Consider the following 25,410-nt stretch of genomic DNA (forward strand, 5'->3'; position numbering starts at 1 on the left):
CGCCCGTGCTGTGCTCTTCATATTATCCACCAATTTTCGTTATCGCGGCCCTATGTCAGACTAAAAGCTGGTGCGGCAATCGGATTGCGCCGTCAAAACGCAGCAACAGCTTTTTCTAATATTAAATATTAGTACTGTTTACTTGGCGACCAAGCAAGACCGGGAAAAGGTACCGAATTCCTAGGGTTTCATGGCTGCGCAATATGCAGATGTCACAGGACCGTTCGGTCCGCCCAATGCGCGTGGGTTCCGCTGCTGATCTTATGTGGCAGCGCGATTCTGCACACCGGCCCATCATCAAAGCGTTTGCAGTCGATGAGGATGCATTCCGACGTTCCACGATTTTCGTCGGTCACAAAGCTGACAAGATACCCATCGTCTTCGTCTGTGGCGCCCACCCGCGGGGCGAAGGGCGCTTCGCTGGCATAACGGCCATCGGGGAGCTGGACTTCCCAAGACTCGCCCGTGACCAAATCATGTTTGACGAAGCCTGTGAATAGGAACCAGCCTGGCTTTGCCGTCGTGCTATAGGCATAACGATAGGGCAGCCCCAAATAACGCTGGTTCATCATCCCGAACTCTAAAATCCGGTCATCCAAACGCTCTTCGCATGTGGTGCCGTCCTTCAAATTGAAACGCCAACGGTGCAGCTTGGGCTTGAAACTATGTTCGTCGACATAGGCCATCATATGCCCATAGCCATCGGCATTTTCGATCGGTGGCGGATAAGGGTCTTCTTCGAAATAGCCGTCGAGGATGACCTCGTCCCCTTCCTCATAGGCATTGATGAAGTGCAGGACAAAGGTCGGGGCCGCTTCAAACCAGCGGATATCTTCAGGCTGGCCATAACGTGGAATGAGCGCGAAACGCGATGGCAGCCCTTCGTGCAGCCGCGTCACATGGACATCGCGCTTCAACAGCTCCTCGTCCCAAAACAGCGGGAAGTCGCACAATATTGACCAATTTTCGGTGAACATCATGTCATGCGGCAAACGCGGCCCGGGAAGCGGGATGGGCACATAATGCGCCAGCTTTCCGCTGCGGTCGACCACACCATAATGCATATAAGGCGCATGTTTGGAGTAGTTGAAAAACAGCAACTCGCCCGTGCGTTCATCAACCTTGGGATGCGCCGAAATGCCGTCAAGCGGCACCCAGGACGCAACGCCCTCCTGCTCCAGCGTTTCGGGGTCGAGCACATAGCCTTCCCCGCACTGGTAGAAAGTGGACACGGCCTTGCCGGCATGCACGATGATGTCGGTGCTTGATGAATCCTTAAGGCTGCCATGCGCGCCAAAGCCGGGGCGTTTCGACACGCCCACCTTGTCCATCAACCCGCCCCACAGCGAACCGCCGGCATCCTGCTCCGCCTGAAAACAGCGGGTGCGCACAAAACGGTTGCGGTAGCTTGCCTTACCACCCGAAAAATCAATCTGGTGGATCATGCCGTCGCCATCAAAGGGATGATAACGCCCTAGCGGCTGATGGACTTGGTTTTCGGTGTTGCGCAAATAGACGCCGTCAATGTCGTCCGGAATGCTGCCTTCGATAACCTCAAGGTCCGTCGCGGTGACCTCTTCATGCTGCGGCGTCCACGCGCCATTGAGATAGGGGTGGTTGCTCGGCTGCAGCGTCGCTTTCACCGGTGGCAATCTATCGACACGCATTTTCGCTCTCCTCAGGCGTTAACCTAGGTCGAAAGTCACCCCTTGCGCAAGCGGCAGTTCATTCGAATAGTTAATCGTGTTGGTCGCCCGGCGCATATAGGCTTTCCATGCGTCCGAACCGGATTCACGACCACCGCCCGTTTCCTTTTCGCCGCCAAATGCCCCACCGATTTCAGCGCCCGATGTGCCGATATTGACATTGGCGATGCCGCAGTCGCTACCTTCCGCCGACAGGAACCGTTCGCACTCGCGGATGTCGGTCGAGAATATTGAGGACGAAAGCCCCGCGCCGACACTGTTTTGAAGCGCGATGGCGTGCGCCAAATCATGATAGCGGAAGATGTAGAGTATCGGCGCAAAGGTTTCGCGCAATGCCGGGCCGTTGTGCGCGGGCATCTCGACAAGCGCGGGCCGGACATAGACACCGTCCAAGTCCATCCGTTCACCGCCCGTGATATTTGCGCCAAGCGCGCGTGCTTCATCGAGGGCGCGCTGCATGCCGTCATATGCCGCTTCGTCAACAAGGGGGCCTGCAAGGTTGCCGCCATCTAGCGGGTCGCCAACCGCCATCGATGTGCTGGCGGCCTTCAATGCTTCCACAAAATTGTCATAGATCGCATCATGCACAAAGACGCGTCGTAGGCTCGTGCAGCGTTGCCCGCTGGTGCCGAACGCCGAGAACAGCACGCCGCGTAATGCCAATGCAAGGTCAGCCTTGTCGCTGATGATCGCGGCGTTATTGCCTCCAAGCTCCAATATCATCTTGGCAAAGCGCGATGCTGCAACCTGTCCGACTTTGCGGCCCATTTCCGTGCTGCCGGTGGCAGAGATGAGCGCAATGCGCGGGTCCGCGACCAAAGCCGCGCCAACGTCACGTCCGCCGTGCACCACTTGTGATACATGCGCTGGAGCATCGCCAAATGCGGTCACCGCACGTTCAAAAATGGCTTGAACGGCCACCGCGGTCAGCGGGGTTTTTTCGGACGGTTTCCAGATTACGCTATTACCGCAGACAAGTGCCAGCGCCGCATTCCATGCCCAGACGGCGACTGGGAAATTGAACGCAGAAATGACCAGAACCGGCCCCAAGGGATGCCATTGTTCCATCATACGGTGGCCGGGACGTTCGCTGGCGATGGTGAGGCCATGAAGCTGGCGCGATAAGCCGACCGCGAAGTCGCAAATGTCGATCATCTCCTGCACTTCGCCGAGGCCTTCGGACAACGGCTTCCCACATTCGATGGTAACAAGGCGCGCCAGATTTTCCTTATCTTCGCGTAAGGCATTGCCGAAAAGGCGAACAAGCTCTCCACGACGCGGCGCGGGGACGGCGCGCCAACTGTGAAACGCATCGGTGGCTTTTGTGCACGCCGCATCCATATCCGAGGCAGAGGCGGTTGATACCGATCCGATATTGCTGCCATCGACGGGCGAGTATGACGCCATATCCCCCGAACTTTGGGTTCCGAGGTTTTTCAATATCGTCTCTACATCTGCTTCCAGCTTCACCGCTATCTCCTATTTGATTGCTGCCGAATAGACGGGTTACAGACATTTTGCCAGCTTGCCCGCAGCACACAAAAAGTTTAGCGACCCATGCAACATTGGAGAAACCTTATGGCCGAATTGGCAGCATTTGATTGGTCCGACCCTTTCCGTCTGGATGCGCAGCTTACCGAAGATGAACGCATGATCCGCGATTCCGCACATGCCTTTGCGCAAAGCGAATTGCAGCCACGCGTGATTGAGGCTTACCGGACCGAAATTGATGCGCCCGAATTGTTTCCGCTGATGGGCCAAACGGGTTTGCTGGGTGCAACGATTCCGGAAGAATATGGCGGCGTTGGCGCGTCTTACGTCGCCTATGGCTTGATTGCGCGAGAGATTGAGCGCGTCGATTCCGGCTACCGTTCGATGGCGTCGGTTCAATCGTCGCTCGTGATGCACCCGATCTATGCATATGGTTCCGAAGAGCAGCGTCGCAAATATCTGCCCGGGCTTGCGGCAGGAACGCTCATCGGTTGCTTTGGATTGACCGAGCCGGACGCCGGGTCCGATCCAGCGGGCATGCGTACCTTCGCCAAAAAGGTTGATGGCGGATATGTCATCAACGGTTCGAAAACGTGGATTTCCAACGCACCCTTTGCCGACGTCTTTGTCGTCTGGGCAAAATCAGAAGCGCATGGCGGCGGCATTCGCGGCTTTGTGCTGGAAAAGGGCATGAAAGGCCTTTCGGCGCCAAAAATTCAAGGCAAGCTGTCGCTGCGCGCATCAACCACTGGCATGATCATGATGGACAATGTCGAGGTTGGTGAGGACGCGCTTTTACCAGACGTGCAAGGCCTGAAGGGTCCGTTTGGATGCCTCAACCGTGCCCGATACGGCATCAGCTGGGGCGCATTGGGGGCAGCAGAATTCTGCATGCATGCCGCGCGCCAATATGGCCTTGATCGCCATCAATTTGGCAAGCCGCTGGCCGCTAATCAGCTCTATCAAAAGAAACTGGCCGATATGATGACCGACATCGCGCTTGGGCTTCAGGCATCGTTGCGCGTCGGACGGCTTATGGACGAAGGCCAGTTGGCACCCGACATGATTTCAATCGTGAAGCGCAACAATGTCGGCAAAGCGCTCGATATCGCCCGCGCCGCGCGCGATATGCATGGCGGCAATGGTATCAGCGAGGAATATCAAGTCATGCGCCACATGGCGAACCTCGAAACGGTCAACACCTACGAAGGTGCGCATGATGTCCATGCCTTGATCCTGGGGCGCGCCATCACGGGCATCGCCGCGTTCTGATAAAAATTGGGCCGCCAAGCTGTACAGCGGGGCGGCCCAGTTATGGCTTTGCAGCCAACTAGGGAGGAAAGCGTATCTCCTGAAAGACACGCATCCTTTTAACGCGAAGATGGTAAATATTTCATGAACGCCGCGTCGACGATTGGCCTAGCAAGGGCCAGTCCTTCGGCCTTCGACCGAAAACGAAAAAGGTGCATTATTGCGAATGCCCTGCGACTGAATGTGGATGATCCGGTTGGATTCCTTGCGGATGGTCGTCAGACCTTGTCCCTGACCTTTGCAGGTGTAGCTGACCGTCACCGAATTCACGGCTGAACGGACAACGTACCGCTCACAGGCTACACCTGAATGCTGGATTTGGGTTAGCACCTCTGGGTTTCCAAGGCATATTTTTGTCAATGGTGCCTCGGCCCCGGCGGCCCGCAAAGTCCATTGCCCGCGTTCCAGCGTGTTCAATAATGACAGATCATTTGCTGGCGTAAACGCAACTGAAGCTGACGTCAGCGACAGTAAAATGGTACCAGCCAGGCAAAATTGGGCGTGTTTTAATGTCATAAGTATTAATCCAGAAACCAGCCATTTTCGTTGAAATGGCCCGATTATTGCCGAGACATATCACAAAATGCGGCGTTTCGCATGATAGAATGTGGGCGGTGAACGATGCGTGACCGGATTGGTCAAAGCATTTCGATCAGTTATTGAAACTTGCCAAACTCACCGGAAAGCGGCGCGAGCAGAACTCGCAATCAACAACGATATCACCGGCATCATCGGCCATCTCCGCGCGGTCTTCTGCGGGAAATTTTGCGATGACATCGCGAATATGCACGGGGTCGCAACGACAGCCCTTGGACAGCGGGTCGCCTTGTTCAATGCGCACTTCTTGTTCTTCATGGAACAAGCGCCAGACAATTTCTTCCAGTGGCAATGATGGATCGGCAAGTTCGGCGCGCGCGATCGTGGAGGCAATGATTTCCACATGCTCCCATTCAGGATGGTCAAGCCGGACATGCAGGCGCTCGCGGCCTTCTTCGCCTTCCGGTAGATGCTGGACGAGCAGCCCGCCCGCCACACAGCGGCCGTTCACATGGTCGACCGCGACGCGAATGAGTGTCGGAATTTGTTCAGACTGCACGAAATAGTTCGCGGCGGCATCGGCCAGCGTATCGCCCTCAAGCGGCACGATACCTTGATACCGGCCACCGCCCTCAACCGCTGGCTTCATCCGGTCGAACGTGATGGCAAGATAGCCTTTGCCGAAGATGCCAAATAATGTGGCATCGTCCGGCAGCGCAGCGACAGTCGCTGGATCAAACTGCGCATATCCGCGCAATGCACCGTCCTTATAATCGCAGGCCATCAAACGAATGGCACCCGTTTCGGTTTGCGTCTGCAATGTCAGCTGGCTGCCCTTTTCCTTCAGCGAAGCGCCCAGCAATGCCGTGAGCACAAGTGCTTCTGCGAGGGTTTTCTCAATGATCGGCGGATACGCATGCGCGGCCAATATTTCAGCCAGCACCTCGTCGAGGCGCACCAACCGTCCGCGTGCGTCACGGGTCGGAATGGAAAAGCGCAAAGGCTGATTACAAAAAGTTTCGGACTGCCCAGCCATTAAATTTGGCCAAAACACCAGCGTAAGATTGATTTTTGCGCGTGTAGCCGGTTTTCGGCCTCATCCCAGATGACCGACTGCGGTCCATCGATCACGGCGTCGGTGACTTCCTCACCACGGTGCGCAGGCAGACAGTGCAAAAATTTGGCATCGGCCTTCGCCATAGCCATAAGCTGCTCATTCACCTGATAAGGCATCATCGCGGCTATTTTGTTATGGGCGTGCTCTTGTCCCATCGACACCCAGGTATCGGTGACAATCACGTCTGCGCCGCTTACCGCTTCGGCAGCGTCGCGCGTGAGCGTAACGTTCGCACCCGCGGCGCGCGCGCTTTCGATAAAGCTATCGTCGCTTTCATAACCCTGCGGCACGGCAATCCGCACGTTGAATTTAAACAGTCCCGCAGCCTCGACGATGGAGTTGAGCACATTGTTACCATCGCCCAGCCACGCAAGCTCCAGCCCGGGCAAGGCCTTATTATGCTCGGTTATCGTCAACAGGTCAGCGACAATCTGGCAGGGGTGCGACAAATCGGTCAGTCCGTTGATCACAGGCACGCTGGCGTGATGCGCGAGCTCTTCCACCTTAGCATGGTCATCGGTCCGGATCATGATGGCATCAACATAGCGCGACAAAACGCGGGCGGTATCGGCGATTGATTCCCCACGCCCCAGCTGCATTTGGCCAGACGCCATAAAAATGCTGTCGCCGCCCAGTTGCTTCATCGCCATTTCAAACGACGTTCGCGTACGTGTCGAATTTTTTTCGAACACCATCGCCAGCGTATGCCCGGCCAAGGGCGCATCCGCATCTGCCTTACCCTTTGGCCAGCCTTGTCGTGCGGCTTTGCGGTCAATGGCGTCGTTGAGCATGGCAGCAATCGCATCGCCGCCCGCATCCGCCAGATTGAGGAAATGACGGGTCATGCCGCCTGCGGTATCTGGTAACTTGCCGCGCCAGCCGAGAGCTTTTCCATGAAAATTTGGATTTCAGTATCGGTAATGTTCAACGGCGGCAGCACGCGGAAGGTGTTGTCACCAGCGGCAACCAACAGCAGCCCATGATTGTCCCGCAAATGCGCAACGAACGCGCGCGTTTCGTGGGTCATCATCACGCCAAGCATCAAGCCCTTGCCGCGCACGCCGGTAAACAGGTCGGGATAGTTACCAATAAACTGTTCAAGTGAGGTGCGCACTTTATCGCCCGTCGCGCGCACATTTTCTAGGAATTCGTCATTCGCCACGACATCCCACACCGCTTGGCATGCCGCCATCGCAAATGGGTTGCCGCCGTACGTCGAGCCGTGCGTCCCGACGACCATGCCGCGGGCTGCCTCTTCGGTCGCCAAGCACGCACCCACGGGGAAGCCGCCGCCCAAGCCCTTTGCCGTCGCCATAATGTCGGGCGTGATGCCATATTGTTCATAGGCATATAACGTCCCCGAACGCGCAACACCGCACTGGACTTCGTCGAGGATGAGCATGATGCCATGTTCGTCGGCCAGCGCGCGCAGGCCCTTCATAAAGGCGTCAGACGCAGGGCGAACACCGCCCTCCCCTTGAATGGGCTCCACAAGGAAGGCCGCGGTCTTGGGCCCTAATGCAGCCTTGGCGCCTTCCAAATCGTCGAAGTCGACATATTTGAAACCTTCGAGCAAAGGCAGAAAGCCTTTGTGCATCTTTTCCTGATTGCTGGCAGAAATCGTCGCCATCGTGCGGCCATGAAAGGCATTTTTGAAGGTGATGATTTCAAAGCGGTCGCTGCCTTGGCTCTGGTGGTACGCGCGCGCAGTCTTGATCGCGCACTCGACAGCTTCGGCGCCTGAGTTTGTGAAAAACACGGTGTCCGCAAAAGTCGTATCGACCAGCCGCTGGGCAAATGCCTCACCCTGCGGGCTGCCATACAGGTTCGACACGTGGATCAGCGTTGCCGCCTGATCCTGAATGGCTTTGGTCAAATGCGGGTGGCCATGCCCAAGCAAGTTCACAGCGATGCCCGCTGCGAAATCGAGCGCGCGGCTGCCGTCTTCGGAAATCAACCAAGCGCCCTCGCCGCGCACCGGTCGGAAACCGCAACGCGGATAGACGGGCATCAAAGGCGTGATCGACATGGTATATTTCCTTCCAACAAAATGCTTGGCATATTCCAAAAGCCAAAAAGCGGCCCCACGGGACCGCTTGTTTTGCCCTACCGCTATAAGCTTGCAAATATGGCAAATCAACCCGTCCGGCCGCTGCTGTATCACCCCTGCTATCGGCGCATTAAGGCGCAGCGACTATAGCCCCTTGTCGCGTTTCGCGGCTGCAATCCGTCGCTTAAGGTAACCGAACAACAGCAGATGCACCGCCACCAATAATAAAACGACAATCAGGATGATTTTGCCAGCGCTCATGCCCGCCCCCATAGCATCTGCTCGCGCATCATCACTCCACTGTAACAGACTTTGCCAAATTGCGGGGTTGGTCGACATCCGTGCCTTTCGCACACGCCACATGATAAGCGAGCAACTGGACGGGCACCGCATATACCAATGGCGCGATAAGCGGGTGGACGCTTGGCATTTCGATAGTGGCGAGGCAGCCCTCGCCCGCTTCGGCTATGCCTTCGGCGTCGGAAATCAGCACGACCTTCCCGCCCCGCGCGCGCACTTCCTGCATGTTACTCACGGTCTTTTCGAACAGCGGGCCGCTTGGTGCGAGCACGATAACGGGCACGGCTTCGTCGATCAGCGCGATTGGGCCATGCTTCATTTCGCCAGACGCGTAGCCTTCGGCATGGATGTAGCTGATTTCCTTGAGCTTGAGGGCACCTTCCATCGCCAATGGATAATCAGGGCCACGGCCAAGGTAGAGCACGTCACGCGCCGGCGCGATGAGGTGCGCCATTGCCGCAATGTCTTCGTCATGCGCCAAAGCGGCGTTCAAGGCAGCGGGCGCTTCGATCAGATGGCGCACAATCTCGCTTTCTTCTTCTGCAGTCAGCTTGCCTTTGACGAGCGCAAGATGCGCGGCGAGTGCGGCGAGCACGGCCAACTGGCAGGTGAAGGCCTTGGTTGAAGCAACGCCGATTTCGGGGCCGGCATGTGTTGGCAACAACAGGTCCGCCTCACGCGCCATTGAAGAGGTCGGCACATTGACCACGACCGCGATGGTCTGGCCGTTTTCCTTGCAGTGGCGCAGCGCGGCCAGCGTATCTGCCGTCTCACCCGATTGGGAGATAAAGAGCGCGAGACCGCCTTCTTCCAACACCGGATCACGGTACCGGAATTCGGATGCGACATCGATGTCGACGGGGACACGGGCAAATGTTTCGAACCAATATTTGGCGACCATGCCAGCGTAATAGGATGTGCCGCAGGCAACGATGGTAATGCGCTTCACGCCAGCAAGATCGAAATCCATTTGCGGCAGGGCAACGGTCTGTTCAACGGGGCGGATATAGCTGGAGAGCGTTTGGGCGACCACTGTGGGCTGCTCAAAAATCTCTTTCTGCATATAATGGCGGTAATTGCCCTTTTCGATCTGCGCCGCGGACACGCCGCTGGTGGTTACTTCGCGCGTGACAGGATTATTGTCCTTATCGAAAATCTGCGCGCCATCTCGGGCGACGACAACCCAGTCGCCCTCTTCCAAATAAGCAATTTTCTGTGTCAGCGGCGCGAGCGCCAACGCATCAGACCCCAAATAGGTTTCGCCGTCACCATAACCAACAACAAGTGGGCTACCGAGGCGGGCGCCAATCAGAAAATCCGGAAATGCGCGAAACGCAATCGCAAGTGCAAAGGCACCGCGCAGGCGCGGCAGAACGGCCTTCACAGCCTCAGCAGGTGCATGGCCAGCCTCAACCTGTTCAGACACCAGATGCGCAACAACCTCGGTATCGGTTTCGCTTTCAAATGTCCGTCCGCAGGCGATAAGTTCATCCCGCAACTGCTTGAAATTTTCGATGATACCATTGTGCACGAGCGCGACTTCGCCGGTCGCATGGGGATGTGCATTGCTGGTGGTTGGCGCGCCGTGGGTGGCCCAGCGCGTGTGTGCGATGCCAATGTTGCCAGCCGCATCGTCGGTTTTCAGAACATTGACGAGGTTCGCAAGCTTGCCCTCTGCACGGCGACGCACGAGCTGACCATCATGCACGGTGCACACACCGGCAGAGTCATAACCCCGATACTCCATCCGCTTCAGTCCATCGACCAGCCGGTCCGAAACAGCAGATTTGCCAACAATTCCGATAATTCCGCACATTTATTTTGTTTCCCAATCTGCTTTGTAGGGGACCCTTATTCCCGGCATTTCTGCCGGAAAATCCTTTGTATTTCGTGTAACGAGTATGCGCCCTGTCACCTGCGCCGAAGCCAGGATGATCGCGTCAGGCGATTTCAGTGACTTACGCTGGTGCCGAAGCGCCGCCGCACGTCGCGCAATTTCTTCGTCAATCTCGCTCATGGCGAAGAGACGCAAAAATTCCTCCGTCTCGATCGCGGCATCATCAGGAACACCGGACATAACCTCAATCCAAGTCATCCGACTTATCCAAGCACGCGCGATGTTGCGCACCTCTGCCCACGCTGCAGGCCGGTTATGCAACATGTCGATAACAATATTGGTGTCGAAAAAGCGCTCGCTCACGCAGCACTGCGTTTCTTTTTGGCCGGAGCAACGTCGCTGACGTCCGGCCATTCATCGCGCAACTGCCGCTCATACTCTAGGCCATCGACCGTCGAGCCATGCCGCTCCCAAAGACCAAAATATTTCTCGAAGCCCTCTTTGTGACTTTCAGCGCGATATGCCTCCACCGCCTCGCGCAAAACCGCCGCGCGGGACTTGCCCTGCTCGGCAGCAAGTTGGTCGAGCCATTTGATGTCTTCATCAGGCAGATCGGCGAGGATACGAGTCATGATATATTGATATCATATCATGATATCATGTCAATGCAATGATAAGGAATTTGGGCACTTGCCCTTTGACGTCAAGCATCGCTCACTTCCCCTCCTTCTTCTTCCGCATCGCATCGTGAAAACGGTCCGCCCAGCCTGGCTTTACCAGTTGCTCAGCGCGGACCATGCGGAGTTCACCGTCGGCGACGTCGCGTGATACGGCGCTGCCTGCCGCGACAATCGCATCGCGGCCGATTTTGACTGGCGCGATGAGGGCGCTGTTAGAGCCGATGAAAGCGCCTTCGCCAATCACCGTCTGATATTTGAAATAGCCGTCATAATTGCAGGTAATCGTGCCCGCGCCGATATTTGCGCCTGCACCGATGGTCGCATCGCCAAGGTAAGTGAGATGATTGGCCTTCGCACCCTTGCCAAGATGCGCTTTCTTGGTTTCGACGAAATTGCCGATCTTGGCTTTTTCTTCCAGCACCGTTCCGGGCCGCAACCGCGCAAATGGGCCGACTTCACAACCGCTGGCGATCTGCGCGCCTTCAATATGGCTGTTCGCGCGAATTTTGACGTTATCAGCGATGCGCACGCCGGGACCAAAAAAGACATTAGGTTCAATCAGCACATCGCGGCCAATTTGCGTGTCCCATGCGAACCAGACAGTGTCCGGCGCGATCAGCGTCGCCCCGTCATCCATCGCCTGCACGCGGCGGCGCTTTTGCCATTCGGCCTCCATCTCGGCCAATTGTGCGCGGCTGTTGATGCCTGCAACATCAAAGGGATCCGTGGTGACTGCAACGCAAACACGGCCATCGGCGTTCGCAATGTTAACGATGTCGGTGAGATAATATTCCTTCTGCGCATTGTCGTCCGTCACGCGGTCGAGCAAGCCGAACAGATCGCGTGACTTGACCGCCATCAGGCCGGAATTGGACAGCTTCACCGCCTTTTCAGCTTCGGTTGCGTCCTTCTGTTCGACCATTTTAACGATGCGGCCATCTTCGACAATCACACGTCCATAGCCCGTTGGATTCTCCGGCTCGAACGCCAATACAACCACGGCAGGCGCGTCGGCGGCGTTCAGTCTTTCGACCATCGCCTGCATTGTTGCCGTCGGCACGAACGGAACATCGCCGTAGAGAATGAGGACATCGCCATCAAAGCCAGCCAGCGCGCCTTGCGCCTGCTGCACGGCATGGCCTGTTCCATGTTGCGGTTCTTGCACCGCCAATTCTGCGGACCCGGCCAAGGCGGCTTCAAGCTGTTCCTTGCCACTGCCGACCACCACAATTTTTTTGGCAGGACTTAAGGCATCAACCGACGCCATCAGGTGCATCAGCATTGGCCGGCTGGCGATAGGATGCAGGACCTTGTGCAAGTCGGATTTCATGCGAGTGCCCTTGCCCGCGGCAAGGATGATGGCAGCTAATTCAGTCATGTGCAGTGTCATGCCAGCAAATTGTTGCGGTTTCCAGAACTTGCAGCCATTTGGGAGCGATATGACAAAAATTCCTTTCGACATCATCGGCTTCGACCTTGACGGCACGTTAGTGGATACCAGCGGCGACCTGACTGCCGCGGTCAACCATGTCCTCACCAGCGTCGGCAGACCCGCGCTTTTGGCCGAAACGGTCAAGCAACATATCGGCGGCGGGGCAAAGCTGATGTTGCAACAGGGGTTGGAGGCAACAGGCGGCGTTCCCGATGGCGATTTCAAACCGCTCTATCGCCAGATGTTGGCTTATTATGAAGCCAATGTGTCGGTCCACAGTCGGCCTTTTGACGGTGCGCTGAAATTGCTGGATGAATTGGACGCGATGGGCGTCCGTTATGCCGTAGTGACCAACAAGTTTGAGAGCCTGGCGGTCAAGCTGCTGAACGACCTGAACCTTGCACATCGCATGGGCTGCATTTTGGGCGCGGACACGTTGGGCAAGGAAAATGCCAAACCATCCGGCGCGCCGATCTTTGAAATGGTCAAAAGATGCGGCGGCGGACGTGCGGCCTATATTGGCGATTCCATCTACGACATCATGGCCGCGAAAAATGCCGATGTCCCGAGTGTGGCCGTGAGCTTTGGTTTCCTGCACGGGCCAGTGGAGGATATGGGCGCAGATGCCATCATTGACCATTTTGATGATCTGATCGCGGCTTTGCGAAACCTCTCCTGATCAAATGTCCGTTATTTGATCGGCGATGCTTGCACGCAAAAACTGCGTCTATATGTGGGACAATGTAACCGGTAATAGCGCACAAGGGACTGCCGCCGATCAGGCTGACATGGACGGGTTAATAAATTGAACAGTTGGTTTTCTCCCCGCGTAATCTTTGCCTTTGGCCTTGCTTTTGTTGGCGCCGTTTTTGCAGGGCAAATGATTGGCGTCGCCGAACGTATCCTAATTGTGTTGGTATCCATGCTGATTGCTTTGTTCGTCGTGGCCGAAGGGCATGACCAGGATGAAGCCGTTATCGATACGCCGCGGTCAGACGAACCGCCAGCGATCGATGCTGCCTCAATCACATCGCACCCCCAGTTGCAGGCGTTCATCGATGCATCAACCGATGCGATATTGATGGTGGAAAACGCACGCGTAACGGCTGCGAATGTGGTCGCGTTGCGCTTATTAGGTAGCAATATTGTTGGTCAGAATGTCCGAATGGCATTTCGGCATGCCGGTGCAATTGAGCGGCTGTCTGATCCGGATGCCCAGCACAGCGGCCACCCCATAAAGTTAACAGGCATCGGTCAGAAAAACCAGTTGTGGGAAATGCGTATCCAGATGATGGGACCCGGACAGAAGATTGTCCATTTGGCCGACCGCAGTGGCACACAAGCCGCCGAAAAGATGCGCGTTGATTTCGTTGCCAATGCCAGCCACGAACTGTTGACGCCGCTCGCTGCAGTTAAAGGGTTCATCGAAACATTGGACGATCCCGCTGCTGGCGAAGACCCAGCCACGCGCAGTCGATTCTTGGGCATCATGGCGACAGAAACCGATCGCATGCAGGCGCTGGTGCGCGACCTTATGTCGCTTAGCCGCATTGAAGCCGAAAAATATGATCCGCCGCAAACGCCCGTCGATTTTGCCCAAATCGTGCTGGAAACCGTAGACCAGCTTCGCAATAGTCAAAAGGACCGCGGCGCAGACATTTCTCTCGACATCACCGCGGATTTACCTGCAGTGATTGGCGACGCGGGCCAATTGCGGCAGCTTGCCAATAATATTCTGAACAACGCCATGAAATATGGAAAAGACGGTACTCCAGTTCTGGTCTCGCTTATTTCATCGCGATCTGGCGCCATGCTGAACTTCGCAGTTGCGGATGAAGGCGACGGAATTGCGCCCGAACATTTACCGCGGCTGACGGAACGTTTTTATCGCGTCGATTCGGGGCGCAGTCGGCTGGTTGGCGGCACGGGTCTGGGGCTTAGCCTGGTGAAACATATTGTGGACCGGCACCGCGGCCATCTGGAAATCCGCAGCACTGTGGGAAAAGGCACCACGGTATCGATTCTGCTTCCCGTTTCACCGGCATGACCGTCACAATAGTGTAACACAAGAGTCATTTATCAGCCATCTGCGGCGTCTAATGGACCCGGGAGCGCAGTTCGATCTGTGCCGAATCCACTATGGGGACAACAGTTATGATTAAGAAAATTTCACTTGTTGCCATCAGCGCGCTCGCGCTTGCGGCATGTAATGACCAGGCAAGCACGGGTGGGGCCGCTGGCGGCTCGCGTCAGGAAATCCGCATTGTGGGTTCATCGACGGTATTTCCATTCGCAAAGGCCGCATCTGAAGCGTTCGCTAAAGCCGATCCTTCACGCAAATCACCTGTTCTGGAATCGACCGGAACCGGCGGCGGAATTGAACAATTCTGCAAAGGCGTTGGCGCAGAGACACCAGACATCGCAAATGCTTCACGTCGCATGAAGAAGAGCGAATTCGAAAATTGCCAGAAGAATGGCGTTAAGGACATTATCGAAGTTCAGGTTGGCATTGACGGTCTGGCGCTTGCACAGTCAAACAAGGGCACCAAGTTCGAATTGTCGACCGCTGATGTCTACAAGGCACTCGCAGCCAACCCGTTTGGTAAGCCACAGACTGCAAAGCTTTGGTCGGACGTAAACCCGTCGCTGCCTAAATTGCCAATCTCGGTATATGGCCCGCCAACGACATCCGGCACACGCGATTCATTCCATGAGCTGATCATGGAAGCCGGTTGCAAATCCGACGCGGCAACCAAGGCGTTGAAGGACACCGACGAAGACAAGTATAAAGCAATTTGCACCGAAATCCGCACCGATGGCGCTTTCAAGGAGCAAGGCGAAAACGACAACCTGATCGTGCAGAAGCTCGATTCCAACCCCAACATGGTTGGCATCTTTGGCTACAGCTACATGGAAGAAAATGCATCCAAGGTACACGGCATCGTGATGAACGGCGTCAACCCGACAGTCGCGACGATTTCGGACGGTAGCTACCCCGGTGCGCGCAAGATGTTCATCTATGTCAAGAAAGCCCACATCGGTAAAATTCCTGGCATTAAGGAATTTATTGTCGAGTTTCTTAAGGGTGGCGCAGTTGGCGGATATCTGACCAAATTGGGCATGATTGCATCGACTGAAGCAGACTATAAAGCGGCAAACGAAGCTGCAAACAGCCTCAATCCCATGACGGGCGCAGATTTGAAATAAAACTGCAACAATCATCGCGTCTATGGGCCTGGATCGAATCTCTATTTGATCCGGGCCCATTGTTATTTTGGGTTGTTTTTCGTCGGTTTTCGGCCAATTTTGGTCCATGGGAGCAATGTTAAGTTTATGACCGGAACGGCTTTGCTCTTCCTTGTCCTTGGTCTCGGCCTCATTGGCTGGATCGTTGGGCGTGCCCGCGCGTCGGGTTTCGTCCGCAAGGCAAAGGGCGGCCCGCGCGGAACTGTGAACAGCCTGCCTTATTATCACGGTTGGTTTGTTGCGATTTGTGCCGTTGCGCCTGCGCTGATGTTCATGGTCATTTGGCAGTCGCTTTCGCCATCGCTGGTCACCAATATGGTGCTGTCGGCACCGATCGCCGCTGAATTGCCACAAGACACCTTTGCCCGCGCAGCCATATTGTCTGAAGCACGCGCCATAGCGCAGGGTTTTCAAGCAACCGCATTTCAGGACATGAGCGACAAGCTTGTTCCTTTATACAAAGGCGCTTTGTCATATTATAAGTGGCTCGGCGTCGCCGCGACATTGTTGTTGTTGTTCGCTGGCTGCGCTTTTGCATTTACCCGTCTGAAACCGGACTTTCGCGCGCGCAGTAAAGTCGAACGCGTCATTATGTTCGGGCTGCTTGTCGCATCGCTGATCGCCATCATCACCACGCTTGGTATATTTGCATCGCTGATATTCGAGACTTGGCGCTTCTTCTCAATGGTGTCGCCAGTTGAGTTCCTGTTCGGAACCGACTGGAACCCAAAATCGGTTATCACGCCGGGCGCGGATAATGGCTATGGCGCCATACCATTATTCTGGGGCACGATTTTCATTGGCGCGATTATCGCGATGATCGTTGCGATCCCGCTGGGTCTGATGAGCGCCATCTTCCTGACGCAATATGCATCCTTCACTGTCCGTAAGTGGATGAAGCCGATTCTGGAAATCCTCGCTGGCGTGCCCACCGTGGTATATGGCTATTTTGCGGCCTTAACCGTGGCGCCCGCCGTGCGTGACTTTGCGGTCATGCTGGGTGTTAGCAACGCAGCATCTGATAACGCGCTTGCCGCGGGTATCGTCATGGGCGTGATGATTATTCCATTGGTATCGTCCATGTCGGATGACAGCATTGCCGCAGTTCCCAGCGCGATGCGCGATGGCAGTCTGGCCATGGGTGCGACCAAGAGCGAAACGATTAAAAAAGTGCTGTTGCCCGCCGCACTTCCGGGCGTGGTCGGGGGCATATTGCTCGCCGTCAGCCGCGCGATTGGCGAAACCATGATTGTGGTGATGGCCGCAGGCTACACCGCGAACCTGACTGCAAATCCGTTTGACACGATCACCACCATTACCGTTCAGATCGTCGCGCTTTTGACGGGCGATCAGGATTTTGGCAGCCCGCACACGCTTGCCGCGTTCGCGCTTGGCCTCACATTGTTCGTAACAACATTCTTCCTCAACTATGCCGCGCTGCGCGTGGTCAAAAAATATCGGGAAGCATATGAATAAAGCCGTCATCGACCCAAGCCCGACCGACTGGAACGGGCCGATCATGCAAAAGCGTATTGCCAGCCGTTATGCGGCTGAGCGCCGCTTTAAAGCGATGGGCTTTATTGCGGTCGCGCTATCGACGCTTTTCCTTGCGTTTCTGTTGTTCACCATGCTTGGCCAAGGCCTGCGTGGCTTTCAGCGCACAGAACTCGCGGTGGAGTTTGATTTTCCGGCACTCACCTCTGGCGCGACTGCTGCGTCAGTCACTGGTCCAAATGCCGATGCGGCCTTGAATTCGATGGACATTCCCGGCCTCGTCGAATTGGCTGTTGGGCAACAATATGCTGGCTTGGGCGACAGCCTACTGACATCCGCCGCGGCAGCAAATGTGCGGCAGATGTTGATAGACAATCCAGAATTGGTGACGTCCAAACAAACGCTTTGGTTGCCAGCGGATTCCCGATTGGACGTGGCATTCAAACGCCAAGGCGAGCCAGCAGCGGAAAAGACGGTTGCTGCGCTCTCTGAAAAGGATGCTTTGCGCACGGGCTTTAACTGGACATTCCTAACGGGTGCAGATGCGACAGACCCATCTGCGGTTGGCATTTGGGCCGCGTTCAAGGGGTCGCTGATGACGATGGCGATTACCCTGTTGCTCGCCTTTCCCGTCGGCGTCCTCGCAGCATTATATTTGGAAGAATATGCGCCGAAAAACAGACTGACGGACATGATTGAAGTGTCCATCAACAACCTCGCCGCTGTTCCGTCGATCATCTTTGGTCTTTTGGGGCTCGCGGTGTTTCTCTCCATTTTCGGCATGCCGCGATCATCCGCATTGGTGGGCGGGTTAACACTCGCGCTGATGACAATGCCCGTCATCGTCATTGCCGGCCGCAACGCCGTCAAATCCGTGCCGCCGTCGATCCGCGAAGCGGCATTAGGTATCGGCGCGTCACCGGTCCAAGTCGTTTTCCACCATGTACTGCCGCTTGCCCTCCCCGGTATCCTAACGGGCACCATCATCGGTATGGCACGTGCCCTTGGGGAAACGGCGCCACTGCTGATGATCGGCATGCGCGCCTTCATTCCCGCGGCGCCAGAAGGCTTTACAGACGCTGCAACGGCATTGCCGGTGCAAATTTACCTGTGGTCGGATGAAGTCAATCAGGGCTTTGTCGAAAAAACCAGTGCAGCAATCATTGTGTTGCTGATATTCCTGTTGGGAATGAACGCGTTGGCCATTTATCTTCGCAACCGTTTTGAAACGCGGTGGTGATTTATGAACAAAAAGGACGTTAATGTGGGCGCAACCCCCGGAAATCCGAAAATATCCACGCGCAATGTGAATGTTTTTTATGGCGATAAACAAGCGATAAACAACGTATCCATTGACGTCGACCGCGAAAATGTGACTGCCTTCATTGGCCCGTCGGGCTGTGGTAAGTCGACCTTCCTGCGGTCACTTAACCGCATGAACGACACCGTGATTGGTGCACGCGTCGAAGGCGAGATTTTGCTCGATGGGCAAGACATCTACGCATCATCGATGGACGTCGTACAATTGCGCGCCCGCGTTGGCATGGTTTTCCAGAAACCAAATCCGTTTCCCAAATCCATTTATGACAATGTTGCTTATGGCCCGCGGATCCACGGGCTGGCGAGCGGCAAGGCAGAACTGGACCAGATCGTGGAAGGCTCACTGACACGGGCCGGTTTGTGGACCGAGGTCAAGGATCGGCTGAACGAAAGCGGTACTGCGCTCTCCGGCGGTCAGCAGCAGCGTCTCTGTATTGCCCGCGCCATTGCCGTTGATCCCGAAGTCATTTTGATGGACGAACCTTGTTCGGCGCTCGATCCCATCGCGACAGCGCGGATTGAGGAGTTAATTCACGACCTGCGCGGAAAATATGCTATTATCATCGTAACGCATAATATGCAGCAGGCGGCGCGTGTGTCACAACGCACCGCATTCTTCCATTTGGGCAATCTCATTGAATTTGGTGAGACATCCGAGATATTTACCAATCCACGCGAAGACCGCACCAAGGATTATATTACAGGCCGCTACGGTTAGGAATTAATAGCATGAGCACAGGCACAAGGCACACCATTAGCGCGTTTGACGATGACATGGACGAAATCCGTGGCCTCATCGCCGAGATGGGTGCGCGCGCCGAGACTGCGGTCGTTGCAGCCATGAAAGCGTTATCGGAACATGACGTCGAACTGGCAGCCTCCGTTCGTGCCGAAGACAAAGTGATCGACACTCTTGAGACCGACGTCGAACGCTTGGTTGTGCGCACCATTGCCCTACGCGCGCCGATGGCCGACGATTTGCGTGAGCTTATCGCCGCACTCAAAATGTCTGCGGTTATTGAACGCATTGGTGACTACGCGAAAAACATCGCCAAGCGTGTTCCGAAGATGGAAGGCAAAATTCACGCCTCCGCAAAAGAACAGCTGGGCCGCATGGGTGAAATCGTTGTCGAAATGATCCGCACCGCCATGGATGCTTATGCAAAGCGTGACATTGATCTGGCCCGTGCAGTGACCATTCGTGACGACGACGTTGACCAGCTTAACAAAGATCTGTTCGTCGACTTTGTCGCATATGTGGCGAAAAACCCCAAAAATGCGACGGAAGTCGCCCATCTGCTTTTTACGGCCAAAAATCTGGAGCGGATTGGAGACCATACCACCACCGTTGCCCAGATGATTTACTTTACCGAAACGGGTGAAAACCTGCCCGACGCTTAACGCGGAGAGACATATGCCCAAGGCGCAATTGCTGTTGGTTGAAGACGATAGTGCTCTGGCCGAGCTGGTGCGCTGGCATTTTGAACGCGAGGATTTCGACGTTCAGCATACCGGGGACGGTGAAGAAGCGCTGCTGATGGCCAAAGAACGCACGCCCGATCTGGTTTTGCTGGATTGGATGTTGGAGAATCTGTCGGGCATCGAAGTGTGTCGGCAATTACGCAAAGCGGACAACACCGCCAATGTGCCAATCATCATGTTGACGGCTCGCGGTGAAGAAGACGACCGTATTCGCGGACTTGAAATCGGCGCTGATGATTATGTCACCAAGCCTTTTTCACCACGCGAATTGGTTGCCCGTGCAAAGGCCGTTCTACGCAGGGTCCGTCCCGCGCTGGCAGGCGAAGCGCTGCGCTTTGGTGACGTCGAAATGGATACGGTCGCGCACAAGGTAAAACGTGGCGGAAAACAGGTTCCGCTTGGGCCAACCGAATACCGGTTGCTGAAGCATTTCCTCGAATATCCGGGCCATGTATTCTCGCGTGAGCGCCTTTTGGACAGTGTCTGGGGCCATGACAGCGATATCGAGATCCGCACCGTGGACGTCCACATCCGCCGCTTGCGCAAAGCCCTAAATGAGGGCTTTGACAGCGATATCATCCGGACGGTGCGCTCGGCAGGCTATTCGCTTGATCAGGACGCGGTTTAGAACTCCAACTGCATCCGCGCGGCAAGTACATCAACCGAATAGTCGCGCTTATCAATAGCCTGCGTTGACAGTGGGTCAACGGTCGCGGCCAACGGACCGCCTTCGACATTGACGCGGCCATAGTTCAGCATGAAGCGAATATAATCGATTGGGTACCAGTTCAGAGCGAGCAAATAGCTTGTCTGCGTACCGCCCCGTCCAAGCCGCGCATTGAGCGCAGCGAGACTATTGCTGCCCGTCGCAAAGTTGTTCGTCACACCGTTTTTCAAAGCGTTGCTATCCAGATCCAGATAATCATAGCGTGCCGCAATTTGGAACGCGCCCAGGCCCTTTTTGTCGATTGGCTTCAGTACCTTGGTACGCGCCCATGCACCGTCTTTGTAACCGCGGGTTTCGCCGGTCAGGAAATAGCCAGCTTCGGCATACATGCCAAAAAAGCTTGGATCGCCATTTGGTGTGACCGCACTGTTGCCGCCAGCAAAACTGTTCAATCCCGTTGCAATGTCACCCGCACGATAGGCACTTACTTTGGTCCATTGGCCTTCGCCGGCAAAATAAAATCCGGGGAAGATAGCCGCCAATTCTAAACCGACAATTCGATCGCTCTTGGCGGCGAAGCTTCCGGTGTCGACAAATCGTACGTCGGTAAGCTGTGTGTTCGGCCGCGCGCGATATCGGGCAAGCTGGTTAGTCGACGGCGCATTTGTGGAAACCGACGCCGTTCCATTGTTGTTGGATGCAAATTCGCGCTGCTGAATGGTTGCGCCGAAGTGCAGCTGGCCGCCGAACGCCTTTGGTGCATAGGTCAGCCGTCCCGCGCCAATCCAGCCGTCATTGTCGAACGAGTTGTCAATCGTATGGCCAGCAAACAAGCCAACTTCCGCGCGGAGCACATTATCAGAATCATGCCACGCAACTGCGCCGCCAAGGCGACGGCTGTTTAAAAACGCGTCATTGAATGCAGCCCGCTCAGTAAAGCTGGCGTTGTTGGAACTGGTGATTTGCTCCATCCCGTTCAGCGATTCAAAATTGCCAATCCGAACGCTGATCGGTGCATTGCTTGGATTGTAGCTGAGGAACGTATCACCAAAGGCAACATTGCCGCCCGCAAAGTCGGCCTCGACCTTATATCCGAAACCGCCGGGCATATTGCCTTCGGCACCAAGGCGAACGCGCCGAACGCGGCTATTGAAACCCAGATTGCGGTTGACCGCATAATCGCTGGGAACGCTTACATAGCCTGTGTCATAATGAATGCGTCCACGCGGCTTGAACGTCCAACCGCCTTGACCGCTGGTCTCGGGTCCGCCCTTCCATTTTACCTCTGCTACAGGCTTTTTCTCGACCGCATCAACCTTTGCCGAAATCGCGGCCAGTTGTGTCTTAAGCGCCGCAACTTCCGCACGCAGCGACTCAACCTCAGATGTGCTGTCCTGCGCATAGGCTGGAAACGCGACACATGCCGCTGTTACCAATGCTGTAGTTGCAAACCATTTTTTTGCGGCGGTCATAATATTATCCTTGTTTCAATGGTGACGCCTAGACAGCAATTTTATGTCTTGCGCATGACAGCATTATTTCTCTTTTATGACATGCACCCCAACTTGCTTTACGCTTGCGTCAAGTTGCTGCTCATGCCAAGGCACAGCGTGTTTCGGCGGCTTGGTTCGCCCCTGATTATGGAGATATAATATGACCATCAGTTTTAAAGACAAAGTCGCTATTGTGACCGGTGCAGGCGGTGGATTGGGTAAGGCCTATGCGCTTGAACTCGCCAAGCGCGGTGCAAAAGTGGTGGTTAATGATTTGGGCGGCGCGCGCGATGGCACGGGCACATCCGACGCAGCGGCTCAGGTTGTCGAACAGATCAAGTCAGCTGGCGGCGAAGCTATGGCCAATGGCGGCAGCGTCACTGAATATGAGCAAATGGTCGAAATGGTCGCCAAAGCGAAAGAAGCATGGGGCGGCGTGCATGTGTTGATCAACAATGCCGGCATCCTGCGCGACAAGAGCTTTGCCAAAATGGATATGCCCGATTTCAATCTGGTGCTTCAGGTTCATGTCATGGGATCGGCAAACTGCACCAAGGCGGTTTGGGATACAATGCGCGATCAGGCCTATGGCCGCATCTTGATGACCACATCGTCAACCGGTCTGTACGGCAATTTCGGCCAAGCCAATTATGGCGCGGCGAAGCTTGGATTAGCTGGATTCACCAAGACGCTTCACCTTGAAGGCGCAAAATACAACGTGCGCGTCAATTCGCTCGCACCTGTTGCAGGCACGCGCATGACCGAAGATATTTTCCCAGAAGGCCTGTTCGAACAGTTCACGCCGGAAAATGTTGTCCCAGCCGCATTGTATCTGGTCAGCGAAGATGCGCCAACGAACATGATCATCGGCGCAGGCGGTGGCGGCTATCACGCAGCCTATGTCACAATGACCCCAGGCGTCGCCCTTCGTCCAGAAGACCGCAGCGTCGAAGGCTTTGCTGCGGCGTGGGACAAGATTATCGACCGCACGGGTGAAACCGTACCACAGTCAGGCGGCGAGCAATCCATCGCCGTGATGAAGGCGCTTCAAGCACTCGGCTAATGCCCTTCACAATGTTTCGAAAGAGCCCGGTCATTGGCCGGGCTTTTTTTATGCGTCGACGAGTTTCATGAGCTTTCGTTCGACCGGAGCAAGGACAGGGCCAAGGTCATGCCCGCGTTTCAAAATTGCGCCACCTTCGCCGACCAATGCCCACATGCCTTGGCGGTTACGCAATGCTGGTCGCTTTTCAATGCGATATTCCGGTCGCTCGGTGGCACGCCGAAACGCACTGAATACGGCAGCATCGCGGCCAAGATCGATGGCATAATCGCGCCAGTTACCCGCCGCGACCATCCGCCCGTACAGATTGAGAATCTGGGTTAGTTCGCCTTTGTCGAAACCAATCTGGTTGAGCCGATTGGTTATGGGAAAAGGCGTAATGATTGCGCTCAACTGGCCTTGCTTCCCTTGCTCGCACGGCGCTTTACTGGCGTCGCCACGGGCGTTCCATCACGCTCGGCCATCAGTTCGGCGATACGTTTGCGCAGGGTTTCAATTTCGCACTGCATGATCTCAAGACTTTGCGTGGTTGGGTCGAACATCTCGCGGCATGGTGTTCCATAAGGCATGAAGTCACGTGCATAGGTTTCGGCCTGGACCAATGTCGAGCGCGCCTTTTGACCAATCATCGTTGCGCCAGCTGGCACGTCGTCCGTCACCACGGCAGCAGCGCCAATGCGCGCGCGCTCGCCCACGGTGATGGGGCCAAGGATCTGCGCACCCGATCCAATGATAACATCGTCCAATATTGTGGGGTGCCGTTTGCCCGCCATCCCGTTCGTCGGATTGGTGCCGCCCAAGGTGACGTTCTGGTACATGGTGACATTGTCGCCAATTTCGGCCGTTTCACCAATCACGCTGAAGCCATGATCGAGGAAGAAATTGCTGCCAATCTTGGCGCCGGGGTGGATGTCTATGCCCGTTAGAAACCGGGCGAAATGGTTCACCAACCGCGCGAGAAAGAACATCTGGCCGAGGAACAGCCAATGGGCGACACGGTGATAACCCACGGCCCATACGCCGGGGTACAGCAAGATTTCCCAGCGCGAGCGCGGCGCAGGATCACGTTCCTTGATCGAGTCGAGATATTCGATGAGATTGGAAATGAACATAGATGACCCTGACGTCCCGTATGGGACCATTGAGCATTTAAGCTAAAACTTTCAAACCGGCATTTCCAGCAAACTATGAACCTTTTCGCTAAATATTGCTGGAATCATCGGTAAAAACGATTATATGGCCCATAATAATAAACGGGGTCGATTTATGAGCACCTATCTTCCAACGCTGAAGCAGCTGCAATATCTGGTCGCGCTTCAGGAGCATGGCCATTTCGGTAAAGCGGCGGAGTCGTGCTTTGTTACGCAGTCCACGCTGTCCGCGGGGATACGCGAGCTGGAGTCGCTGCTTGGCCTGATGCTCGTGGAACGCACGCGGCGCGTCGTCCGCTTTACGCCACTGGGTAACAAGATGGTGACCAAGGCGCACCGCATCTTGCGGGAGGCGGAAGAGCTCGCCGAAATGGCCCGTTCCGCAGGCAAGCCCCTGGCGGACGATTTGCGCATGAGCGTTATCCCCACAATTGCGCCGTTCCTGTTGCCCAAATTGCTACCGGCATTGCGCAAGAAATATCCCGATTTGAAGTTGTACCTGCGGGAGGAAGCCAGCGCAGCGGCGGTCGAAGCCTTGCATCATGGTCAGGTCGACTGTGTCCTGCTGGCGCTTCCTTTCCCGGCGGGCGATGTCGAAAAAGCGCACCTGTTTAACGACGCATTATATGTTGCCTTTCCATTGGATGATCCGCGCGACCCACCCGAAAGCATTGAACCTGCGCTGATCGACGAAAACAGGCTTTTGTTATTGGTCGATGGCCATTGCTTGAAGGACCATGCCCTGGCTGCCTGTAACAGGCCGGAACTGCGCGCCACAGCCATGATGCTGGGGACATCGCTGCACACGCTTGTGCAGATGGTGGACAATGGCTTGGGCCTAACGATCATTCCCGAGATGGCCGTAACGGCAGGGCTATTGAACGGAACCGATGTTCAGGCACGGCCGTTGAATGCGGACCATGCGACGCGCGAAATTGCGCTGATTTGGCGAACCAACAGCCCGCGCCGTGAGGAGTTTGAGTTGCTTGCGGAGTCCCTGCGGGAATTGCACATAACGTAAGCGCTGAACCGC

The 25,410-nt window shown here is 55.6% G+C and carries 24 protein-coding genes; 11 read left to right on the plus strand and 13 right to left on the minus strand.

Annotation, left to right across the window (positions count from 1 at the left end; translation table 11 throughout):
* Nucleotides 1-212: 212 nt before the first annotated feature.
* Together ACIQZK_RS03680 and ACIQZK_RS03685 are read right to left on the minus strand one after the other, a co-directional pair.
* Nucleotides 213-1,667, minus strand: coding sequence for a carotenoid oxygenase family protein (locus ACIQZK_RS03680; protein WP_397574959.1), 1,455 nt, complete (start codon nucleotides 1,665-1,667; stop codon nucleotides 213-215).
* 18 nt (nucleotides 1,668-1,685) lie between these two features.
* Nucleotides 1,686-3,176, minus strand: a complete 1,491-nt coding sequence (locus ACIQZK_RS03685) for an aldehyde dehydrogenase family protein (protein WP_397574960.1) — start codon at nucleotides 3,174-3,176, stop codon at nucleotides 1,686-1,688.
* 108 nt (nucleotides 3,177-3,284) lie between these two features.
* Between ACIQZK_RS03685 and ACIQZK_RS03690 the strand changes: the two genes are divergently transcribed.
* Complete coding sequence (locus ACIQZK_RS03690; protein ID WP_397574961.1) at nucleotides 3,285-4,469, plus strand: acyl-CoA dehydrogenase; 1,185 nt, start codon at nucleotides 3,285-3,287, stop codon at nucleotides 4,467-4,469.
* A 147-nt stretch (nucleotides 4,470-4,616) separates the two neighbouring features.
* Here ACIQZK_RS03690 and ACIQZK_RS03695 read toward each other — a convergent pair whose 3' ends face one another.
* The 8 genes from ACIQZK_RS03695 to glmU form a co-directional block, all read right to left on the minus strand.
* Nucleotides 4,617-5,024 (minus strand): DUF3617 domain-containing protein, encoded by a 408-nt coding sequence (locus tag ACIQZK_RS03695; RefSeq protein ID WP_397574962.1) that lies wholly within the window; start codon nucleotides 5,022-5,024, stop codon nucleotides 4,617-4,619.
* A 136-nt stretch (nucleotides 5,025-5,160) separates the two neighbouring features.
* Nucleotides 5,161-6,081 (minus strand): Hsp33 family molecular chaperone HslO, encoded by a 921-nt coding sequence (locus ACIQZK_RS03700; protein WP_397574963.1) that lies wholly within the window; start codon nucleotides 6,079-6,081, stop codon nucleotides 5,161-5,163.
* Nucleotides 6,081-7,007 (minus strand): ornithine carbamoyltransferase, encoded by a 927-nt coding sequence (gene argF / locus ACIQZK_RS03705; RefSeq protein ID WP_397574964.1) that lies wholly within the window; start codon nucleotides 7,005-7,007, stop codon nucleotides 6,081-6,083. The genes ACIQZK_RS03700 and argF overlap by 1 nt, the downstream gene beginning before the upstream one ends.
* Nucleotides 7,004-8,191 carry an aspartate aminotransferase family protein gene (locus ACIQZK_RS03710; protein WP_397574965.1) on the minus strand — a complete coding sequence of 396 codons (1,188 nt, stop codon included), beginning with the start codon at nucleotides 8,189-8,191 and terminating at the stop codon, nucleotides 7,004-7,006. The genes argF and ACIQZK_RS03710 overlap by 4 nt, the downstream gene beginning before the upstream one ends.
* A gap of 313 nt (nucleotides 8,192-8,504) precedes the next feature.
* Nucleotides 8,505-10,328, minus strand: a complete 1,824-nt coding sequence (gene glmS / locus ACIQZK_RS03715) for a glutamine--fructose-6-phosphate transaminase (isomerizing) (RefSeq protein ID WP_397574966.1) — start codon at nucleotides 10,326-10,328, stop codon at nucleotides 8,505-8,507.
* Complete coding sequence (locus ACIQZK_RS03720) at nucleotides 10,329-10,712, minus strand: type II toxin-antitoxin system VapC family toxin (RefSeq protein ID WP_397574967.1); 384 nt, start codon at nucleotides 10,710-10,712, stop codon at nucleotides 10,329-10,331.
* Nucleotides 10,709-10,981, minus strand: coding sequence for a ribbon-helix-helix protein, CopG family (locus tag ACIQZK_RS03725; protein ID WP_397574968.1), 273 nt, complete (start codon nucleotides 10,979-10,981; stop codon nucleotides 10,709-10,711). Before ACIQZK_RS03725 ends, ACIQZK_RS03720 begins: the two co-directional genes overlap by 4 nt.
* A gap of 82 nt (nucleotides 10,982-11,063) precedes the next feature.
* Nucleotides 11,064-12,407 (minus strand): bifunctional UDP-N-acetylglucosamine diphosphorylase/glucosamine-1-phosphate N-acetyltransferase GlmU, encoded by a 1,344-nt coding sequence (glmU, locus tag ACIQZK_RS03730; protein ID WP_397574969.1) that lies wholly within the window; start codon nucleotides 12,405-12,407, stop codon nucleotides 11,064-11,066.
* Nucleotides 12,408-12,468: 61 nt separating this feature from the next.
* Here glmU and ACIQZK_RS03735 point away from each other — a divergent pair, with 61 nt between their 5' ends.
* The 8 genes from ACIQZK_RS03735 (at nucleotide 12,469) to phoB (ending at nucleotide 20,631) form a co-directional block, all read left to right on the plus strand.
* A complete protein-coding gene (locus ACIQZK_RS03735) occupies nucleotides 12,469-13,140 on the plus strand; it encodes an HAD hydrolase-like protein (RefSeq protein ID WP_397574970.1) in 672 nt (223 codons plus the stop codon).
* 126 nt (nucleotides 13,141-13,266) lie between these two features.
* A complete protein-coding gene (locus tag ACIQZK_RS03740; protein ID WP_397574971.1) occupies nucleotides 13,267-14,508 on the plus strand; it encodes an ATP-binding protein in 1,242 nt (413 codons plus the stop codon).
* A gap of 107 nt (nucleotides 14,509-14,615) precedes the next feature.
* The gene (locus tag ACIQZK_RS03745) at nucleotides 14,616-15,668 is read left to right on the plus strand and encodes a substrate-binding domain-containing protein (protein ID WP_395635972.1); all 1,053 of its coding nucleotides are present in this window, start codon (nucleotides 14,616-14,618) and stop codon (nucleotides 15,666-15,668) included.
* Nucleotides 15,669-15,794: 126 nt separating this feature from the next.
* A complete protein-coding gene (pstC, locus tag ACIQZK_RS03750) occupies nucleotides 15,795-17,183 on the plus strand; it encodes a phosphate ABC transporter permease subunit PstC (protein ID WP_397574972.1) in 1,389 nt (462 codons plus the stop codon).
* A complete protein-coding gene (pstA, locus tag ACIQZK_RS03755) occupies nucleotides 17,176-18,441 on the plus strand; it encodes a phosphate ABC transporter permease PstA (RefSeq protein WP_397574973.1) in 1,266 nt (421 codons plus the stop codon). The genes pstC and pstA overlap by 8 nt, the downstream gene beginning before the upstream one ends.
* Nucleotides 18,442-18,465: 24 nt before the next feature.
* Nucleotides 18,466-19,239, plus strand: coding sequence for a phosphate ABC transporter ATP-binding protein PstB (pstB, locus tag ACIQZK_RS03760; protein ID WP_397574974.1), 774 nt, complete (start codon nucleotides 18,466-18,468; stop codon nucleotides 19,237-19,239).
* Between the two features lie 11 nt (nucleotides 19,240-19,250).
* Entirely contained in the window at nucleotides 19,251-19,922 is a 672-nt protein-coding gene (phoU, locus tag ACIQZK_RS03765) for a phosphate signaling complex protein PhoU (protein ID WP_395635968.1), read from the plus strand.
* A 13-nt stretch (nucleotides 19,923-19,935) separates the two neighbouring features.
* The gene (gene phoB / locus ACIQZK_RS03770) at nucleotides 19,936-20,631 is read left to right on the plus strand and encodes a phosphate regulon transcriptional regulator PhoB (RefSeq protein ID WP_395628635.1); all 696 of its coding nucleotides are present in this window, start codon (nucleotides 19,936-19,938) and stop codon (nucleotides 20,629-20,631) included.
* Here the strand turns inward: phoB and ACIQZK_RS03775 are convergent.
* Nucleotides 20,628-22,142 (minus strand): OprO/OprP family phosphate-selective porin, encoded by a 1,515-nt coding sequence (locus ACIQZK_RS03775; RefSeq protein WP_397574975.1) that lies wholly within the window; start codon nucleotides 22,140-22,142, stop codon nucleotides 20,628-20,630. The two genes, phoB and ACIQZK_RS03775, sit on opposite strands and share 4 nt — an antisense overlap.
* A 181-nt stretch (nucleotides 22,143-22,323) precedes the next feature.
* Here ACIQZK_RS03775 and ACIQZK_RS03780 point away from each other — a divergent pair, with 181 nt between their 5' ends.
* Entirely contained in the window at nucleotides 22,324-23,226 is a 903-nt protein-coding gene (locus ACIQZK_RS03780; protein ID WP_397574976.1) for an SDR family NAD(P)-dependent oxidoreductase, read from the plus strand.
* Between the two features lie 48 nt (nucleotides 23,227-23,274).
* Here the strand turns inward: ACIQZK_RS03780 and ACIQZK_RS03785 are convergent, their stop codons facing one another.
* Nucleotides 23,275-23,619: a DUF2794 domain-containing protein gene (locus ACIQZK_RS03785; RefSeq protein ID WP_395635965.1), complete on the minus strand. Its 345-nt coding sequence runs from the start codon at nucleotides 23,617-23,619 to the stop codon at nucleotides 23,275-23,277.
* The gene (gene epsC, locus ACIQZK_RS03790; protein ID WP_397574977.1) at nucleotides 23,616-24,338 is read right to left on the minus strand and encodes a serine O-acetyltransferase EpsC; all 723 of its coding nucleotides are present in this window, start codon (nucleotides 24,336-24,338) and stop codon (nucleotides 23,616-23,618) included. The genes ACIQZK_RS03785 and epsC overlap by 4 nt, the downstream gene beginning before the upstream one ends.
* Before the next feature lie 154 nt (nucleotides 24,339-24,492).
* On the opposite strand from epsC, the gene ACIQZK_RS03795 reads away from it, so the two are divergent.
* Nucleotides 24,493-25,398 (plus strand): hydrogen peroxide-inducible genes activator, encoded by a 906-nt coding sequence (locus ACIQZK_RS03795; protein WP_397574978.1) that lies wholly within the window; start codon nucleotides 24,493-24,495, stop codon nucleotides 25,396-25,398.
* Nucleotides 25,399-25,410: the final 12 nt, after the last annotated feature.

Source organism: Sphingorhabdus sp. (assembly GCF_044338195.1).
GTDB lineage: Bacteria > Pseudomonadota > Alphaproteobacteria > Sphingomonadales > Sphingomonadaceae > Sphingorhabdus_B.

What these genes read in the sequence shown, in the direction of transcription:
- ACIQZK_RS03680 (WP_397574959.1), bottom strand. Translation starts at nt 1,667, where the DNA reads ATGCGTGTCGATAGATTGCCACCGGTGAAAGCGACGCTGCAGCCGAGC.
- ACIQZK_RS03690 (WP_397574961.1), top strand. Translation starts at nt 3,285, where the DNA reads ATGGCCGAATTGGCAGCATTTGATTGGTCCGACCCTTTCCGTCTGGAT.
- ACIQZK_RS03695 (WP_397574962.1), bottom strand. Translation starts at nt 5,024, where the DNA reads ATGACATTAAAACACGCCCAATTTTGCCTGGCTGGTACCATTTTACTG.
- ACIQZK_RS03700 (WP_397574963.1), bottom strand. Translation starts at nt 6,081, where the DNA reads ATGGCTGGGCAGTCCGAAACTTTTTGTAATCAGCCTTTGCGCTTTTCC.
- argF (WP_397574964.1), bottom strand. Translation starts at nt 7,007, where the DNA reads ATGACCCGTCATTTCCTCAATCTGGCGGATGCGGGCGGCGATGCGATT.
- ACIQZK_RS03710 (WP_397574965.1), bottom strand. Translation starts at nt 8,191, where the DNA reads ATGTCGATCACGCCTTTGATGCCCGTCTATCCGCGTTGCGGTTTCCGA.
- glmS (WP_397574966.1), bottom strand. Translation starts at nt 10,328, where the DNA reads ATGTGCGGAATTATCGGAATTGTTGGCAAATCTGCTGTTTCGGACCGG.
- ACIQZK_RS03725 (WP_397574968.1), bottom strand. Translation starts at nt 10,981, where the DNA reads ATGACTCGTATCCTCGCCGATCTGCCTGATGAAGACATCAAATGGCTC.
- glmU (WP_397574969.1), bottom strand. Translation starts at nt 12,407, where the DNA reads ATGACTGAATTAGCTGCCATCATCCTTGCCGCGGGCAAGGGCACTCGC.
- ACIQZK_RS03735 (WP_397574970.1), top strand. Translation starts at nt 12,469, where the DNA reads ATGACAAAAATTCCTTTCGACATCATCGGCTTCGACCTTGACGGCACG.
- ACIQZK_RS03745 (WP_395635972.1), top strand. Translation starts at nt 14,616, where the DNA reads ATGATTAAGAAAATTTCACTTGTTGCCATCAGCGCGCTCGCGCTTGCG.
- pstC (WP_397574972.1), top strand. Translation starts at nt 15,795, where the DNA reads ATGACCGGAACGGCTTTGCTCTTCCTTGTCCTTGGTCTCGGCCTCATT.
- pstA (WP_397574973.1), top strand. Translation starts at nt 17,176, where the DNA reads ATGAATAAAGCCGTCATCGACCCAAGCCCGACCGACTGGAACGGGCCG.
- phoU (WP_395635968.1), top strand. Translation starts at nt 19,251, where the DNA reads ATGAGCACAGGCACAAGGCACACCATTAGCGCGTTTGACGATGACATG.
- phoB (WP_395628635.1), top strand. Translation starts at nt 19,936, where the DNA reads ATGCCCAAGGCGCAATTGCTGTTGGTTGAAGACGATAGTGCTCTGGCC.
- ACIQZK_RS03775 (WP_397574975.1), bottom strand. Translation starts at nt 22,142, where the DNA reads ATGACCGCCGCAAAAAAATGGTTTGCAACTACAGCATTGGTAACAGCG.
- ACIQZK_RS03780 (WP_397574976.1), top strand. Translation starts at nt 22,324, where the DNA reads ATGACCATCAGTTTTAAAGACAAAGTCGCTATTGTGACCGGTGCAGGC.
- epsC (WP_397574977.1), bottom strand. Translation starts at nt 24,338, where the DNA reads ATGTTCATTTCCAATCTCATCGAATATCTCGACTCGATCAAGGAACGT.
- ACIQZK_RS03795 (WP_397574978.1), top strand. Translation starts at nt 24,493, where the DNA reads ATGAGCACCTATCTTCCAACGCTGAAGCAGCTGCAATATCTGGTCGCG.